The sequence below is a fragment of the Guyparkeria sp. SB14A genome, assembly GCF_005096345.1.
Taxonomy (GTDB): Bacteria; Pseudomonadota; Gammaproteobacteria; order Halothiobacillales; family Halothiobacillaceae; genus Guyparkeria; species Guyparkeria hydrothermalis.
The window spans coordinates 58,934-74,340 of the sequence record NZ_SWAW01000007.1; the positions used below are offsets into that span (position 1 = coordinate 58,934).

17 protein-coding genes are annotated in these 15,407 nt (G+C 67.6%); 16 read left to right on the plus strand and 1 reads right to left on the minus strand.

The annotated features are described in order from the left end of the window. The first annotated feature begins 27 nt into the window (after positions 1-27). From hisA to gpmI, 8 genes are all read left to right on the plus strand, one after another. Positions 28-783, plus strand: a complete 756-nt coding sequence (gene hisA, locus FAZ79_RS04710; protein ID WP_136866826.1) for a 1-(5-phosphoribosyl)-5-[(5-phosphoribosylamino)methylideneamino]imidazole-4-carboxamide isomerase — start codon at positions 28-30, stop codon at positions 781-783. Positions 784-786: 3 nt separating this feature from the next. Next, the gene (hisF, locus tag FAZ79_RS04715) at positions 787-1,560 is read left to right on the plus strand and encodes an imidazole glycerol phosphate synthase subunit HisF (protein WP_136866827.1); all 774 of its coding nucleotides are present in this window, start codon (positions 787-789) and stop codon (positions 1,558-1,560) included. 112 nt (positions 1,561-1,672) lie between these two features. Next, positions 1,673-2,113 (plus strand): phosphoribosyl-AMP cyclohydrolase, encoded by a 441-nt coding sequence (gene hisI, locus FAZ79_RS04720; RefSeq protein WP_136866828.1) that lies wholly within the window; start codon positions 1,673-1,675, stop codon positions 2,111-2,113. Further along, positions 2,100-2,435, plus strand: a complete 336-nt coding sequence (locus FAZ79_RS04725) for a phosphoribosyl-ATP diphosphatase (protein WP_136866829.1) — start codon at positions 2,100-2,102, stop codon at positions 2,433-2,435. Before hisI ends, FAZ79_RS04725 begins: the two co-directional genes overlap by 14 nt. A 26-nt stretch (positions 2,436-2,461) precedes the next feature. Next, positions 2,462-2,752 carry a Sec-independent protein translocase subunit TatA gene (gene tatA / locus FAZ79_RS04730; protein ID WP_136866830.1) on the plus strand — a complete coding sequence of 97 codons (291 nt, stop codon included), beginning with the start codon at positions 2,462-2,464 and terminating at the stop codon, positions 2,750-2,752. A gap of 26 nt (positions 2,753-2,778) precedes the next feature. Beyond that, positions 2,779-3,339 carry a Sec-independent protein translocase protein TatB gene (gene tatB, locus FAZ79_RS04735; protein WP_136866831.1) on the plus strand — a complete coding sequence of 187 codons (561 nt, stop codon included), beginning with the start codon at positions 2,779-2,781 and terminating at the stop codon, positions 3,337-3,339. Continuing rightward, complete coding sequence (gene tatC, locus FAZ79_RS04740; protein WP_136866832.1) at positions 3,308-4,453, plus strand: twin-arginine translocase subunit TatC; 1,146 nt, start codon at positions 3,308-3,310, stop codon at positions 4,451-4,453. Before tatB ends, tatC begins: the two co-directional genes overlap by 32 nt. A gap of 164 nt (positions 4,454-4,617) precedes the next feature. After that, entirely contained in the window at positions 4,618-6,153 is a 1,536-nt protein-coding gene (gpmI, locus tag FAZ79_RS04745; RefSeq protein WP_136866833.1) for a 2,3-bisphosphoglycerate-independent phosphoglycerate mutase, read from the plus strand. Between the two features lie 93 nt (positions 6,154-6,246). On the opposite strand, the gene FAZ79_RS11450 is transcribed toward gpmI, so the two are convergent. Then, a complete protein-coding gene (locus FAZ79_RS11450; protein WP_169303581.1) occupies positions 6,247-7,896 on the minus strand; it encodes a methyl-accepting chemotaxis protein in 1,650 nt (549 codons plus the stop codon). 202 nt (positions 7,897-8,098) lie between these two features. Between FAZ79_RS11450 and FAZ79_RS04755 the strand changes: the two genes are divergently transcribed. From FAZ79_RS04755 to glnA, 8 genes are all read left to right on the plus strand, one after another. Further along, positions 8,099-9,388 carry a TonB-dependent receptor gene (locus FAZ79_RS04755; RefSeq protein WP_136866834.1) on the plus strand — a complete coding sequence of 430 codons (1,290 nt, stop codon included), beginning with the start codon at positions 8,099-8,101 and terminating at the stop codon, positions 9,386-9,388. 12 nt (positions 9,389-9,400) lie between these two features. Next, complete coding sequence (locus FAZ79_RS04760; RefSeq protein WP_136866835.1) at positions 9,401-10,276, plus strand: metal ABC transporter substrate-binding protein; 876 nt, start codon at positions 9,401-9,403, stop codon at positions 10,274-10,276. Beyond that, a complete protein-coding gene (locus FAZ79_RS04765; protein ID WP_136866836.1) occupies positions 10,277-10,849 on the plus strand; it encodes an ATP-binding cassette domain-containing protein in 573 nt (190 codons plus the stop codon). It abuts the gene before it with no gap. After that, entirely contained in the window at positions 10,846-11,619 is a 774-nt protein-coding gene (locus FAZ79_RS04770) for a metal ABC transporter permease (RefSeq protein ID WP_136866837.1), read from the plus strand. The genes FAZ79_RS04765 and FAZ79_RS04770 overlap by 4 nt, the downstream gene beginning before the upstream one ends. Positions 11,620-11,676: 57 nt before the next feature. Continuing rightward, positions 11,677-12,432 carry an arginine N-succinyltransferase gene (locus FAZ79_RS04775; RefSeq protein WP_136866838.1) on the plus strand — a complete coding sequence of 252 codons (756 nt, stop codon included), beginning with the start codon at positions 11,677-11,679 and terminating at the stop codon, positions 12,430-12,432. Between the two features lie 37 nt (positions 12,433-12,469). Continuing rightward, positions 12,470-13,168 carry an SDR family oxidoreductase gene (locus tag FAZ79_RS04780; RefSeq protein WP_136866839.1) on the plus strand — a complete coding sequence of 233 codons (699 nt, stop codon included), beginning with the start codon at positions 12,470-12,472 and terminating at the stop codon, positions 13,166-13,168. A gap of 118 nt (positions 13,169-13,286) precedes the next feature. Next, positions 13,287-13,616: a hypothetical protein gene (locus FAZ79_RS04785; protein WP_136866840.1), complete on the plus strand. Its 330-nt coding sequence runs from the start codon at positions 13,287-13,289 to the stop codon at positions 13,614-13,616. 326 nt (positions 13,617-13,942) lie between these two features. Beyond that, positions 13,943-15,358, plus strand: coding sequence for a glutamate--ammonia ligase (gene glnA, locus FAZ79_RS04790; RefSeq protein ID WP_136866841.1), 1,416 nt, complete (start codon positions 13,943-13,945; stop codon positions 15,356-15,358). Positions 15,359-15,407 lie beyond the last annotated feature (49 nt).

The following is a 15,407-nucleotide window of genomic DNA, read 5'->3' on the forward strand; positions in this document are numbered from 1 at the left end:
CAGACGCGTATCGAGGACGCCCGAATCATGCTCCTGATCCCCGCCATCGATCTGAAGGAAGGCAAATGCGTGCGCCTGCGCCAGGGCCGCATGGAGGACGACACCGTCTTTTCCGACGACCCGGTCGCCGTGGCCGGTCGCTGGGTGGAGGCCGGCGCCCGCCGCCTGCACCTGGTCGACCTGGACGGCGCCTTCGCCGGCAGCCCCAAGAACCGCGAGGTCATCAAGGCCATCTGCGAGGCCTACCCGGACCTGCCGATCCAGGTCGGCGGCGGCATCCGCGACGAGGCCACCATCGAGCAATACCTCGAGCTGGGCGTCGAGTTCGTGATCATCGGCACCAAGGCCGTCTCAGAACCGCACTTCGTCGAGGACGTCTGCCTCGCGTTCCCGGGCCACATCATCGTCGGCCTGGACGCGCGTGACGACAAGGTGGCCATCGACGGCTGGTCGAAGCTCTCGCACCACGACGTCTACGACATGGCCCAGCGCTTCGAGCAGGACGGCGTGGCCGCGATCGTGTTCACCGACATCTCGCGCGACGGCATGATGCAGGGCGCGAACATCGAGGCCACGCGCAAGCTGGCGAAATCGGTGCGCGTCCCGGTGATCGCCTCGGGCGGCGTGACCGACATGAACGACATCGACCGCCTGATCGAGGCGGCCGACGACGGCGTCTCCGGGGCGATCATCGGCCGGGCGCTCTACGAAGGCACCATCGACCTCCGGGAGGCGCAGAAGCGCATCGACGACCGCGCGGGCATCCCGCCGTTCTCCGAGTAGGCCATGGGGCTCGCCAAACGCATCATTCCCTGCCTGGACGTGGCCGAAGGCCGCGTGGTCAAGGGCGTGCAGTTCGAGGGCCTGCGTGACGCCGGCGACCCGGTCGAGGCGGCGCGCCGCTACAACCAGGCCGGCGCCGACGAACTGACCTTCCTCGACATCTCTGCCTCCCACGAGGGGCGCGAGACCATGCTGCACGTGGTCGAGGCGGTCGCCGCCGAGGTGTTTATCCCGCTGACCGTCGGCGGCGGCATCCGCACGCTGGCCGACGTGCGCCGGCTCTTGCACGCCGGCGCCGACAAGGTCTCGATCAACACCGCGGCCGTGCATCATCCCGAGCGCATCAAGGAGATGAGCGACGCGGTCGGCTCGCAATGCATCGTGGTCGCCATCGACGCCCGACGCGTCTCCGGCGAGGACGAGCCGCCGCGCTGGGAGATCTTCACCCACGGCGGGCGCAACCCGACCGGGCTGGACGCGGTCAAATGGGCCGAGCACATGGCCGATCTGGGCGCCGGCGAGTTGCTGGTCACCAGCATGGACCGCGATGGCATGCAGCAGGGCTTCGATCTGGAGCTGACCCGCGCCATCAGTGATGCCGTGCCGATCCCGGTGATCGCCTCCGGTGGCGTGGGCAACCTCGATCACCTGGTCGAGGGCATCATCGACGGCCACGCCGACGCGGTACTCGCGGCCAGCATCTTCCACTTCGGCACCCACAGCATCGGCGAGGCCAAGGCCGTAATGGCCGAGGCCGGCATCGAGGTGCGCGACTGACCCCGATGCGGCGCACCTCGGGGGCGGCCCGCCTGGAACCGTGCAGGCCATCCCCGTCCATCCCTGATATACTCCGGCGCCGCCCGCCCACCGCGACAACGATGGCAGTTCAGTGACCGAATCCCAGGCAAGTTCGCCGACCACACCCCCGGCATTCCGCGAATCGCGCGACTGGATCGAGGCGATCGTCTTCGACGAGAACGGCCTGGTGCCGGCCATCGCGCAGGACGCCGAGACGGGCCGGGTACTGATGTTCGCCTGGATGAACCGCGAGGCGGTCGAAAAGACGGTCGAGCTGGGCGAGGCGGTGTACTTTTCGCGCTCGCGCCAGAAACTCTGGCACAAGGGCGAGCAGAGCGGCCACACCCAGACGGTGCGCGAGATCCGGCTCGACTGCGACGGCGACGTGCTGCTGCTGGCGATCGAACAGCACGGCGGCATTGCCTGCCACACGGGCCGCGAGTCCTGCTTCTTCCGCCGGCTCGAGCACGGCCGCTGGCAGACGACCGACGAGGTCAAGAAATCCCCGGGGGCGATCTATGGCAACGGCTGATCACCATCAGGTGCTGGAACAGCTCGCCGCCCTGCTCGAAGAGCGCAAGGGCGCGGACGCGGGCAGCTCCTACGTCGCCAGCCTGTACAAGAAAGGCCGGGCCAAGATCGCCCAGAAAGTGGGCGAGGAAGGGGTCGAGGTCGCGCTCGCCGCGGTGGGCGACGATCGAGACGAACTGATCAACGAGATGGCCGACCTGTGGTTCCACAGCCTGGTGCTGCTGGCCGATGCCAACCTAACCCCGGCGGACGTGCTCGCGGAGCTCGAACGCCGATTCGGACTGTCGGGCCTTGAAGAAAAGGCACGGCGCGCACAAGATTGACAGGACATAAGTAGGAGATCGCGATCATGGGTACTTTTAGCATCTGGCACTGGCTGATCATTCTCGCCATCGTGCTGCTTCTGTTCGGCACCAAGCGCCTGAAAAACCTCGGCTCCGATCTCGGCAGCGCGATCAAGGGTTTCAAGTCGGCCGTCAAGGAAGAGTCCGAGAAGGACGAGGACGAGGCCAAGCGCACCGAGAACCTGGAGCACAAGGAGAGCGAGCAGCCCAACGCCAACCGGGTGATCGAGAGCGAGACCATCGAGGCGGGCAAGGAAAAGACTGCCGAGAAGTCCGACGAGCGCAAGGGCAGCTGATCGCCGCCCTGGCGCAGGATTGATCCGTGTTCGGTTTCAGCTTCTGGGAAGTCTTCCTCGTTCTGGTCGTGGCCTTGCTGGTCATCGGCCCGGAACGACTGCCCGGCGTGGCGCGCAAGGCCGGCGAGTGGACCTACAAGGTTCGCAAGTTCGTCGCCAACGCCAAGGCCGAGATGGACAGCGAGTTCAACATGCAGGACATGAAGCAGCTGCTGAACTCGCAGGAATCCGAGATCAGCAAGCTGCGCGCGATGGTCGAGGAGACCCGCCACGACCTCTCGGACACCGAGAACAGCGTCAAGGGCGCGCTCTCGGACGCCGAGCAGACCATGCGCGACTCGGCCGCCGGCGAAAAGGCGCGCCAGGACTCGGCCAGACGGCTTGCGGCCCTGGATGAAAGCGGCCGCGCCCCGGGCGAGGAAGACGACTTCGAGGACGAGCTGAGCCGCTTGGAATCGGAGACCGGCGAGAGCTTCCGCCGCCCGTTCGAGCCGGCCGAGCCCGACACCCCGGCCGAGCCGACCACGACCCAGGAATCGACGGCAAAAGACCAAGATGAGCCAACGGAACGCGGACGCGACAACTGACGAACCCTCCGGTCTGGCGGGTTTCGTCTCGCACCTGGTCGAACTGCGCAACCGGCTGATCAAGTCGGTGGGCGTGGTCTTCGTCCTGTTCCTGGCCCTGTTCCCGTTCCGCAACGACCTGTTCCGGATTCTCTCCGATCCGCTCTCGCGTTTCCTGCCGGAAGACACGGGCATGATCGCGGTGCAGGTGGCCTCGACCTTCTTCATCCCGCTCAAGCTCGCCGGCTTCACCGCCCTGTTCATCTCCATCCCGTTCCTGCTCTACCAGCTGTGGGCCTTCATCGCCCCGGGGCTGTACCAGCACGAACGCAAGATGGTGATCCCGCTGGTCTTCTCCAGCACCATCCTGTTCTACATCGGCGCGGCGTTCGCCTACTTCGCCGTGTTCCCGGTGGTCTTCGGCTTCCTCTCGGGCACCGGCCCGGCCGAGGTCAGCTACGCACCGGACATCAACGAGTACCTGAGCTTCGTCATCACGATGTTCTTCGCCTTCGGCTTCGTCTTCGAAGTGCCGGTGGCGGTGGTGCTCCTGATCCTGATCGGCGTCGTCACGCCCCAGCAGCTGGCCGAGAAGCGCCGCTACGCCATCCTGGTGGCGTTCATCATCGGCGCGATCTTCACCCCGCCGGACATCCTGTCGCAGTTCATGATGGCGATCCCGGTGTGGTTCCTCTACGAGTTGGGGATCATCATCGGCCGGCTGCTGCTGCGACAGCAGGGCGGCCCGGTACTGCCGACGGACGACGAGCCCGACGGCACGCCGCCGGACGGCGGCCCGAGTGCTGGCGCAGGCGATGGATCGGGCAAGGGCCCGGGTGGCGGCTCACCCGCCGGCACCGGTGGCGCGTCAGCCAGCGGAACGGGGCGAGCCTACGAGACCGAGAAGGACGAGGACTTCGACTTCGATCGCGCCTTCGAGGAAATCGAGCGCGAGCAGCAGTCGCTGGAGGCGATCGAGGCCGAGGCCCGGCGCGAGTCCGAGGAAGACGAGGCGGCGAAGGATCAAGCCGACAAGGACGAGGCCCCCAGCCCGTCCGACGCAGACGACAAGCGCGGTGACAACCCGGCCGGCCCGTCGTCCGAGACGAACGACGAACGCAACGACCGGCGCTAAACCGGTCGCCCCGGTTGCCGACGGCGACCGGGCGGAGGGCACCACCGCCCTCCCGACCCAGAATGAATCGGATGGCCCGCTGCCCCCGCCGGGCGGAAGCCGGCACGCGCCACCCGATTCGTTCCGGTGAACCCAACCGAAACACGAACAAGGAACGCACACCCATGTCCAATATCGCCCCGCGACGCCCCGTCCTGCTCGTGATCATGGACGGCGTCGGCGTCAACCCGAGCCGCATGCACAACGCCGTCAGCCTGGCCGACACCCCGCGCCTCGACGAGCTGTTCGCCCACCACCCGCATACCGTGATCGAGGCCTCGGGCCGGGCCTGTGGCCTGCCGGACGGCCAGATGGGCAACTCCGAGGTCGGTCACCTGACCCTGGGCAGCGGTGCGATCAACCGCCAGGACCTGGTGCGCATCGACGACGCGATCAAGGACGGCAGCTTCTACGAGAACGCCGCCATCAACCAGGCCATGCAGAAGGCCGCCGATGCCGATCGCCCGATCCACCTGATCGGGCTGGTCTCCGACGGCGGCGTGCACAGCCATGTCCGGCACCTGCTCGCCCTGATCAAGATGGCGAAGAAGATCGGCGCCCGGCCGCTGATCCACATGATCACCGACGGCCGCGACACCGCGCCGAAATCCGCGCTGGGCTACCTCGACCAGCTCGAGCCGAAGCTCAAGGACGCCAAGGGCGCGATCGCCACGATTAGCGGCCGCTATTACGCCATGGACCGCGACCAGCGCTGGGAGCGCACGGAAGAGGCGTTCAACGCCATCGTGCGCGGCGACGGCCCGCGCTTTAAGGATGCCCGCGAGGCGCTGGCCGCCTCCTACGAGGCCGAACAGCACGACGAGTTCATCCGCCCGGCGGTGCTCGACGGCTTCGAGCCGCTGTCGGCCGACGACGCGATGATCTTCTTCAACTTCCGCAACGACCGCCCGCGCCAGCTCACCGAGGCGCTGGGCCAGGCGGAGTTCACCGGCTTCGATCGCGGCGACTACCAGCCGATCGTGGTCACCTGCCTGACCGAGTACGACCCGCGCTTCCTCTCGCCGATCGGCTTCCCGCCGGAGCGGCCCAAGAACGTGCTGGCCGAGGCGATCAGCCAGGCCGGCATCAAGCAGTTCCACTGCGCCGAGACCGAGAAGTACGCCCACGTGACGTTCTTCTTCAACGGCGGCAAGGAAGAGACCTTCGCCGGCGAGGACCGCGTCATGGTGCCCTCGCCCAAGGTCGCGACCTACGACCTGCAACCGGAGATGAGCGCGCGCGAGGTGGCGGATGCCGCCATCGACGCGGTGCGCGCCGAGCAGTACGGCTTCGTGCTGGTCAACTTCGCCAACGGCGACATGGTGGGCCACACCGCCGTGCGCGAGGCGGTGATCAAGGCGATGGAAACCGTCGACCACGAGGTCGGCCGCCTGGTGGACGCCGCCAGCGAACAGGGCTACTCGATCATCCTCACCGCCGACCACGGCAACTGCGACGAGATGGTCGACCCGGTCACCGGCGACCCGCACACCCAGCACACCACCTACCCGGTGCCCTGCATCGTCATCGACAAGACCCCGGTGCGCCTGCGCACCGGCGGCGGCATCGCCAATATCGCGGCCACCGTGCTCGAACTGATGGGCCTGCCGTTGCCGAAGAAGATGAAACGCTCGCTCTTGCTCGACAAGCCGTCGAGCTAAACCCCGCGAGCAGAAAGAAGGCCGCCCCGTCCATAGTGGATGGGGCGGCCTTTCGTTTGTCCGACCGGTTGCCGCTCCGACGGAGGGAGCCGTTTAGACCTCGGGCACCTGGGACAGCCGGAACCGGCCCACCCGCTCGCCGAGCGCGTCGGATTGCTCGCGCATGGCCTCGCCCATCCGCTCGTTCTCCCGGCTGACCTCGATCGCCTCGCCGGCGAGTACCGCGATCTCCTGCAGGGCGGCGCCCAGGTCATGGGCCTCACCGCGTTGCGCCTCGGCGGCTGTGGCGATGCGCGCGTTCATGTCGCGAATCTTGCCCACGGCCTGATCGATCTCGCGCAGCTGCCCGCCGGCCTTCTCCGCCTCGGTCAGAGTGCGGGTCGCGTACTCGCCCGAATCCGCCATCAGGGCGGCCGCCTCATGCATGGTGGCCTTGAGCGCCCCGATCATCTCCGCAATACGGTCCGTCGATTCGCGCGTGCGCTTGGACAGGGTGCGCACCTCGTCGGCCACCACCGCGAACCCCCGTCCGTGCTCGCCGGCCCGCGCCGCCTCGATCGCCGCGTTCAGCGCCAGCAGGTTGGTCTGCTCGCTCACCGCGCGAATCATGTCGACCACCGAACCGATCTCGCCGCCGTGCTCATCGAGCTGATGGATGATCGCGCCGGCCTGCTCGAGCCGATCGGTCAGGGCCTGGAGCGATCCGAGCGTGGCGTCAATGCGCTCGATGCCCCCGGTCGACAAGCGGTCCACCTCCCCGGCGTAGCGCGCGGCGTGCTCCGAGTGGCTCACCACCTCGTCGACCTCGGCCAGGTTGCGCTCCATCAACTCGTTCGCCCGCGCCGTGGCGCGCTCCTGGCGGTGCATGCCGTCGACCACCCGCGCGCCGGCCTCGCTCAGGGCCGCCGACCGGGCCTTCATGGACGCGGCCACCTCGGTCACCTGGCCGACCACGGACTCGAACTGCCCGCAGGTGTCATCGAGGGCCCGGCCCATGGCACTGACCTCGTCGTTGCGGGCCAGCCCGGTGCGGGCGGTCAGGTCGCCATCCACGATTCTGGCGGCCACGGCCAGCACACGATCGAGACTGCCCCGCAGGTAGCGGGTGGTAGTGACCGCGAGCAACCCTCCGATCAACAACGAGAGCACCACGATGCCGATCAGAACCAGGCGATTGCGCTCCATGCGATCGGCCACTGCCTCGCGCTGCATGGCCAGATCCTCGCGTAGAAAATCGGTCAACCGCGCCAGCGAGGCGCGCGCCTCGTCCAGCTTCGGCGCGCCGTCGTTTTCCAGCAGGGTCAGCGCCGGCTCGATCTGGCCCTGATCCGCCTTCTCGCGCACGGCGGCATGCACCTCGAGGTACCCCGTCCACGGGGCACGGAAGGCCTCGATCAACCCCCGCTCGCGCTGGCTCAGCCCGGAACGCATCGCCTCGACCTGCTCCTCGATGCGTAACGCGGCGGCTTCCGCGGCATCGAAATACGCGCGCGATTGCGGGATTCTCAGGGTCGCACGGGCCAGCAGCCCGCTTTTCTGCGCGGTCTGGAACGTCTCCAGTTCACTGACCAGCATCTGCGAGAGCTGCGCGCGCTCGATCACCTCGACACTCAACCGCTGCACGACCGTGGCCAGATCCCGTGACTGGAACACCGACACGCTCGCGACGGTAATCAGCAGCACGAGCAAGGCCCCGAACCCAAGCCACAGTCGCTGCGCTATCCCCCAGTTGAACCCCCGCATGGTCACTCCCGTGAATTAAAAGGAGGCGCACCTTACGACGGCCGCGTTGCAACCGCATGACAACCCGAACCATGCGCACGACGGCCATTAAAGGCCGAGGCGGCGGACACGACCTGGTCGACAGGACATGGCGGGCCTTCCATCGCTCGTGGACGTTATGTTATAACATTGGCTCGTTTTCGTTGACCAGGAAGTTGTCCGCATGAATCGCCACCTTCGTCTGAAAACCAGTCATTACGCGTTGGCAGGGGCCGCGGTGTGGCTGACCGCACAGCCCGTCCAGGCACAGGACTCGCCCCTGCCGCTGAACCCGAAGCTTTCGGTCATCGTCGATGGCGTCTACTACGACGACAGCCTCGACGGCCATGGTGATGCGATGCTCGGTGAGACCGCCGGCATCTTCGCCGCGCATGGTCACGAGGATGAGGGCGAAGACGATCACGGCGGGCACGAACACGGGCTGGAACAGGGATTCAATCTTCGCCACACCGAGGTGGTCCTTAGTGGCAGCGTCGACGGGATGGTTGACGCGCGCCTGAACGTCGCCATCTCCGACGAGGGCGACGTGGAGCTCGAGGAGGCCTTCGTCGCCAGCACCGGCCTGCCGGCCGGGCTGCGGATCAAGGCGGGCAAGTTCTACTCCGGCATCGGCTACACGAATGACAAGCACCCGCACGCATGGGACTTCGTCGATCAGAACCTGGCCTACCGCACCCTGCTGGGCGACCATGGCCTGTCGGACACCGGCCTGCAACTGACCTGGCTGCCGGCCTGGGATCACTACACGCTGTTCGGTATCGAGGCATTCCAGGGCGACAACAACGAACGCCTGGGCACCGAGGCCGAGCATGCCCACGAGTTGCCCGACCGCGACAAGGCCCCGCGGCTGTGGACGGCGTTCGCCAAGTGGTCCCCGGACCTCGGCCACGATCACGCCGTACAGCTGGGCGCCTCGGCGGCCTTTTTCCGCAGTCACCAGGAAATGCACCACCATGGCGAACCGGACGAGCACGGCCTCGACGGTGACGCACGCCTGGTTGGCGTGGATGCCGTCTACAAGTACGACTCCGGCCGGGCCTACGGCCAGGGCGACTGGCGCGTCTCCGGCGAGTACCTGTGGGTGGACAAGAACCTCGAGGTCGCCCACCACGAGAGCAACCCGGGCGTGATTGGCGAGGCGCGCGACTTCTCCGAGGACGGCCTGTATGTTCAGGCAACCTACGGCATCGCGCCGCGCTGGGAGGTCGGTCTGCGCTACGATGCCGTCGGCTTTACCAACGAGAAGCGGGGACCGCGCCCGGCCGTCAACGCCGATTACGACGAAAGCGAACGCTGGACGGCGGCAGCCACCTGGCACATCAGCGAGACCAGCCGCATCCGTGCCCAGGTCGCGCAGGTGAGCGGGGCCGTCGGCGATCACCGCGAGGATTACACGCAGTTCTACCTGCAGTACCAGATGAGCCTCGGCGCTCACGGCGCGCACACCTTCTAAGGGAGACGGATCATGCTCAAACGGCTGCTCATCACGCTGGCGTTCCTGCTGCCGGGCTCGCTCCACGCCGCGGATCTGCGCGTCGTGGCAACCACGAACTCGATGGGCGCACTGGCCACGGCCGTCGGGGGCGAGCGCATCAGCCTGACCGTGCTCGCCCCACCGGACCGCGACGCCCACTTCCTGCAGGCCAGACCATCGATGATGCGCGACCTGCGCCGCGCCGATCTCGTCATCGCGGTGGGCGCCGGACTCGAGGCCGGCTGGCTGCCGGTGGCGGTCAAGCGGGCCGCCAACCGTGATATCCAGCCTGGCCAGCCCGGCCACTTCCAGGCCGCCGAGCACGTCGAACTGCTCGACGTGGGCGAGTCCGGCGCCGGCCATACGCACGCCTCGGGCAATCCGCACTTCAACCTCGATCCGCGCCGGATGCGCACGTTGCTGCCGGCGCTGGCCGAGCGGCTGGCCGACATCGACCCGGCCGGCGCACCGGCCTATGAAGCGAACGCGGCCGCCGCGGTCGCGCGCATCGAAACCCGGATGCCCCAGTGGCAGGCAACGGTGGCAGGAGCACCCGGCGCGGTATTCCACCACGCCGACACCCGCTACCTGATGGACTGGCTCGAGCTGCCCACCCTGGGCTACCTCGAGCCCGTGCCCGGCGTGCCGCCCACCGCCCGACACATCAGCGAGCTGGCCGAGTCGCTCGAGGGGCGTGACGGGGTGATCATCCACGCGCCCTACTACCCCGAAAGCGGGCCGAAGAAGCTCGGCGACGCGCTTGGCTGGCCCATCGAGCAACGCTACACCGAGCCAAGCGAGCCAACCCTCGAGGGCTGGGTCGACCTGATCGACGGCTGGGTCGACGCGCTCGCCCCCCGCGACTAGATGCTGCTCGACCTGCACCAGGTTGTCACCGCCCCGCCGGGGGCGTCGACACCGCGTATCGGCCCGATTTCCCTGTCGGTGGATGCCGGCGAGCTGGTCGCGCTCACCGGCCCCAACGGCGCGGGCAAGTCCACCCTGCTCGCCGCCATCACCGGGCGCGCGCCGGTCCTCTCAGGCGCATGCCACCTCGCCACCGGCACCCGCGTGCAACTGGTCGAACAGGCCCACCCGCATGATCGCGATCTGCCGGTCAGCGGCCGCGACTTCCTCGCCGCCACCGGGGCCGACCCGCACCCACCCGCGCCCTTGAACGACTGGCTCGACCGCCGCCTCGATGCCATGAGCGGCGGGCAGCGCCAGCTGCTGCGCGTCTGGGCGGGCCTGACCGCCCCGGGCGACCTTGTCCTGCTCGACGAGCCGAGCAACAACCTCGATGCAGGCGCCCGCGCCCAGCTACACCGCCTACTGCGCGACCGGCCGACTCACCGCGGCCTGCTGCTGGTCAGCCACGACCCGGAGTTGCTTGCCCTCGGTTGCCAGCGCCAGGTGACCATGCCGGCGGGACGGACATGACCGAGCTGTTCGGCCTGCCGTTTCTTACCGGGTTGGCGCTGGCCGTGCTGCTGCCGATCGCCGGGGTGTGGTTGCGGCTGCGCGAGGAATGGCTGGCCGCGCTGGCCGTGGCCCATCTCGCCGGCGCAGGGGCCGTGATCGCGCTGGCGCTCTCCCTGCCGTCACTGCCCGGGGCCTTGGTCGCCGCCATGCTGGGCATGCTGGGCCGTCACATCCCCGGCGCCGGCAACTCCGCCTACGGCTGGTTGATCCTGGCCGGCTGGGCAATCACGCTGCTGATCGCGGCCAACAGCCCGTTGGGCGAGACGCTGGCCCGTCAGGTAATCGAGGGGCAACTTTACTTCACGGGCCCAATCGAACTGGGCGCCGCGGTCGTGCTGCTGGGACTGACCCTTGCCCTGCGCCGACGCATCGACCGTTTGGAGCTGGCCACCCGCCTGCTCCCGCCCGCGGATGCGGCCGAGCGATCCCGGCGCCGCCGACTCGCACTCATCACCGACCTGCTGCTCGCCGCCCTGCTGGCCGCCGGCACCCTCTCCATCGGCCTGATGGCCACCTTCGCCCTGGTGTTACTGCCCGCCTGGGCGGCGTTCCGCTGCGCGACCGACTGGCGCCAGGCAAGCCGACTGGCCGTCGGCATCGGAGTGATCGGCTACCTGGCCGCCTTTGCCCTTGCGCTGATGTTCGACCAACCCTTCGCCGCGGTACTGGTCGCCACGCTACTGGTATTGGCCAGCGCGGTCCGCCAGCTCGCGCCCCGGGGCCGGTAAAGTCCACTGAACTGCCCGCGTGCTACGCTTGCCGGCGATGCACGCAGGAGGGGCCGCATGAACCAGCCACCACGGACACCGGACGACGACCAAGGCGCATCGCCAGCCCACGTGCCTGAGCCGAAACGGGGCGTCGGCTGCCTGGGCGTGAGCCTCATTGTCGTCGGCACGATGGTCGTCACGCTCGCCCTGGGCGCGGTCGCGGTGCGGTATTTCCTGTTCCCGTCACCGTTCGAGCCGGTCGAGCTCGATGCAACCGAACAACAGCGGCTCGACGACAAGCTCGCCGCCATTGGCGTGCAGACCGAACGCACCCCGCCCCCGGCCGGCGATCGGTTCGCAGCCCGCCCGGAGGAGTTCGATGCCCAGGGGCGACTCAAGCCCGAGGCCTACCGCGAGCAGGACGCCCCGCGCGAGGTGCAGTTCGATGAACGCGAGCTCAACGCCATCATCGCCCGCGACCCGGCGATGGCACGGCGCCTGGCAATCGACCTCTCCGAGGACCTGGTCAGCGTCAAGCTCCTGGTGCCGCTGCCGCCGGACTTCCCGATCATGGGCGGACAGACGCTGCGCCTGAATGCCGGCGCGGAGGTGCGACAAGTGCCGACACCGAACGGATCGCGACTGGCGGTGGTCGTGACCGGCGTGAGCCTGTGGGGCGTGCCGCTACCCAACGCCTGGATCGGTGGGCTCAAGGGCGTCGAACTGGTCGCGGAATTCGGGGGCCAACCGGGCTTTTGGCAGTCGCTTGCCGACGGGGTCGAGTCCGTCCAGGTCGAGGAAGGCCAGCTCGTGTTCCGGCTGGCCGAATGACGATCACCCACTACCCGAATACACAGGAGGCACGCGCATGAAAACCGCCCTGATCACCGGCACCAACCGAGGCATCGGCCTGGAACTGGCCCGCCAGCTGCTCGAGGACGGCTGGCGCGTACACGCCACCGCGCGCGATCCGAAGGGATCGGCCGAGCTCAAGGCGCTGGCCGTCGACCATCCGGACACCCTGCAACTGCATGCCCTGGACGTCGGGAATGCCGAGGCCATCCGGGCGCTGTCCGATCGACTGGCGGACGAATCGATCGACTGGCTGATCAACAATGCCGGCATCTACGGCCCGCGCGGCGTGGCCTTCGGTAACGTCCAGGACGTCGAGGCCTGGCTGGAGGTGTTCCGCATCAACAGCATCGCCCCGATGCTGATCATGCAGGCCTTCGTCGAGCAGGTGGCGCGCAGCGGCGAGAAGAAGATCGGCATCCTGTCGAGCAAGGTCGGCTCCATGGGCGACAACGGCTCGGGCGGCGGTTACATCTATCGTTCGAGCAAGGCGGCGGTCAACGCGGTGATAAAGAGCGCCTCGATCGACCTCGAACCGCTCGGCATCAACGTCGTCGCCCTGCACCCGGGCTGGGTGCTGACCGACATGGGCGGCCCCCACGCCGAGATCACCACCGCCCAGAGCGCCGCGGGGCTACGTCGCAACATGGCCGGCCTGACCGAGGCCGACCGGGGTCGGTTCATCGACATCGACGGCACCACGATCCCCTGGTAACGGCAGCGGCCAGGCTCGCGACGGGCAGGCTTGTTGGCGCAAACGGGAATCGTTATCATTCCAATCCCATGCCGCTCAACGCACGCGCTCGCCCAGAACCAACCGGGAGGCCACCACCATGCAGCTGTTGCACCACTGTGGGGAAAAGGCCGATCAGATCGTGGTCGCCTCGCCCGACGGGGACCGGGAGATCGCCCGGTTTCGCTATGCCGAACTCGACCGTTTCATTGCCGAGGGCAAGCTGTCCACCGCCGCGCTGTTCGACCGGCGCCCGTCGGGCCAGGCCGCACTCTGCCGTCAGCTTGCCCTGCTGGCCTGCGCCCGGGAGTGCCGCCACGGCATGGCCTGTCTGGCCACGGACTGCCCCTACCACCCGGCGAGTCCGCGGCCCGTGATTCCGTCGCTCGATAGCCTGCCGACGACATCGCGCCGATCCAGTGCACCATAAAGGGGCTGCCAATCAAGCCAATGCACTGCTACGGTGCATATATTCGGCCATGGTGCGCACCCCTCGCCAACTCCGTCTCTCCACGCGCCAGATCGACCGCAAATCCGAGTCACGAGAGACCGCCTGACAACAACCACTTAGCTCAAACCACCCCGGGCGCACGCCGGGGGCGATGGCCGGCGGAACCCACCCCGGCGCGCTCACCGTAAACAGGCACGGTTTCTGCTTTTCTTGCACCAAGCCGGGCATCGGCGGATCATGTCGGCAGCATGCCGCGCGATCTCACGCCCGCCGCATTCGAGATTCAACGTTCATCGGAGGATTCCATGTCCAACGCGACCAACAAAGTCATGACCATGATGGAAGAACACGGCGTCAAGTTCGTCGACTTCCGCTTCACCGACACGCTGGGCAAGCAGCAGCACGTCACCTACCCGGCCGGCCACATCGATGAAGAAACCTTCGAGGACGGCGTGATGTTCGACGGTTCGTCGATCGCCGGCTGGAAGGGCATCAACGCCTCGGACATGATCCTGATGCCGGACCCGGAATCCGCCAACATCGATCCGTTCTCCGAAGAGCCGACCCTGATCGTGGTCTGCGACATCATCGAGCCGGACACCATGCAGGGCTACAACCGCGACCCGCGCTCGGTCGCCCGTCGCGCCGAGGCCTACATCCAGGCATCGGGCCTGGCCGACGCCGCGCTGTTCGGCCCGGAGAACGAGTTCTTCATCCTCGACGACGTCCGCTGGGGCTCGGACATGTCCGGCTCGTTCGTCAAGATCGATTCCAAGGAAGCCGCCTGGAACGCCGAGCGCGTCTACGAGGACGGCAACATGGGCCACCGCCCGGGCGTCAAGGGCGGCTACTTCCCGGTCCCGCCGGTCGACTCCCTGCACGACATCCGTCAGGCGATGTGCCTGGTGCTCGAGGAAATGGGCCAGAACGTCGAGGTCCATCACCACGAAGTCGCCACCGCCGGCCAGTGCGAGATCGGCGTGGCGTTCAACACGCTGGTCAAGAAGGCCGACGAGGTCCAGGACCTCAAGTACGTGATCCACAACGTCGCGCACGCCTACGGCAAGACCGCCACCTTCATGCCCAAGCCGATCGTCGGCGACAACGGGTCGGGCATGCACGTCCACCAGTCGATGACCAAGGACGGCAAGAACCTGTTCTCGGGTGACGGCTACGCGGGTCTGTCGGAAATGGCGCTGTACTACATCGGCGGCATCATCAAGCACGCCCGCGCCCTGAACGCCTTCTGCAACCCGTCGACCAACAGCTACAAGCGCCTGGTCCCGGGCTTCGAGGCACCGGTCAAGCTGGCCTACTCCAGCCGCAACCGCTCGGCGTCCATCCGGATCCCGTTCGTCTCCAACCCGAAGGCGCGCCGCGTCGAGCTCCGCTTCCCGGACTCCACCGCCAACCCGTACCTGGCCTTCGCGGCGATGCTGATGGCCGGCATCGACGGCATCCAGAACAAGATCCACCCGGGCGAGGCCGCGAGCAAGAACCTCTACGACCTGCCGCCGGAAGAAGAGAAGAACATCCCCGAGGTGGCCTTCTCGCTGGACGAGGCGCTCAAGGCTCTCGACGAGGACCGCGAGTTCCTGACCCGCGGCGACGTCTTCTCCGACGACCTGATCGACGCCTACATCGAGCTCAAGGGCGAGGAAGTCCAGCTGCTGCGGATGACCACGCACCCGGTCGAGTTCGACATGTACTACAGCGTGTAAACGCTGTCGCCGGGCCGGGACCCTCCCCGGCCACCGAACAACGAACGCC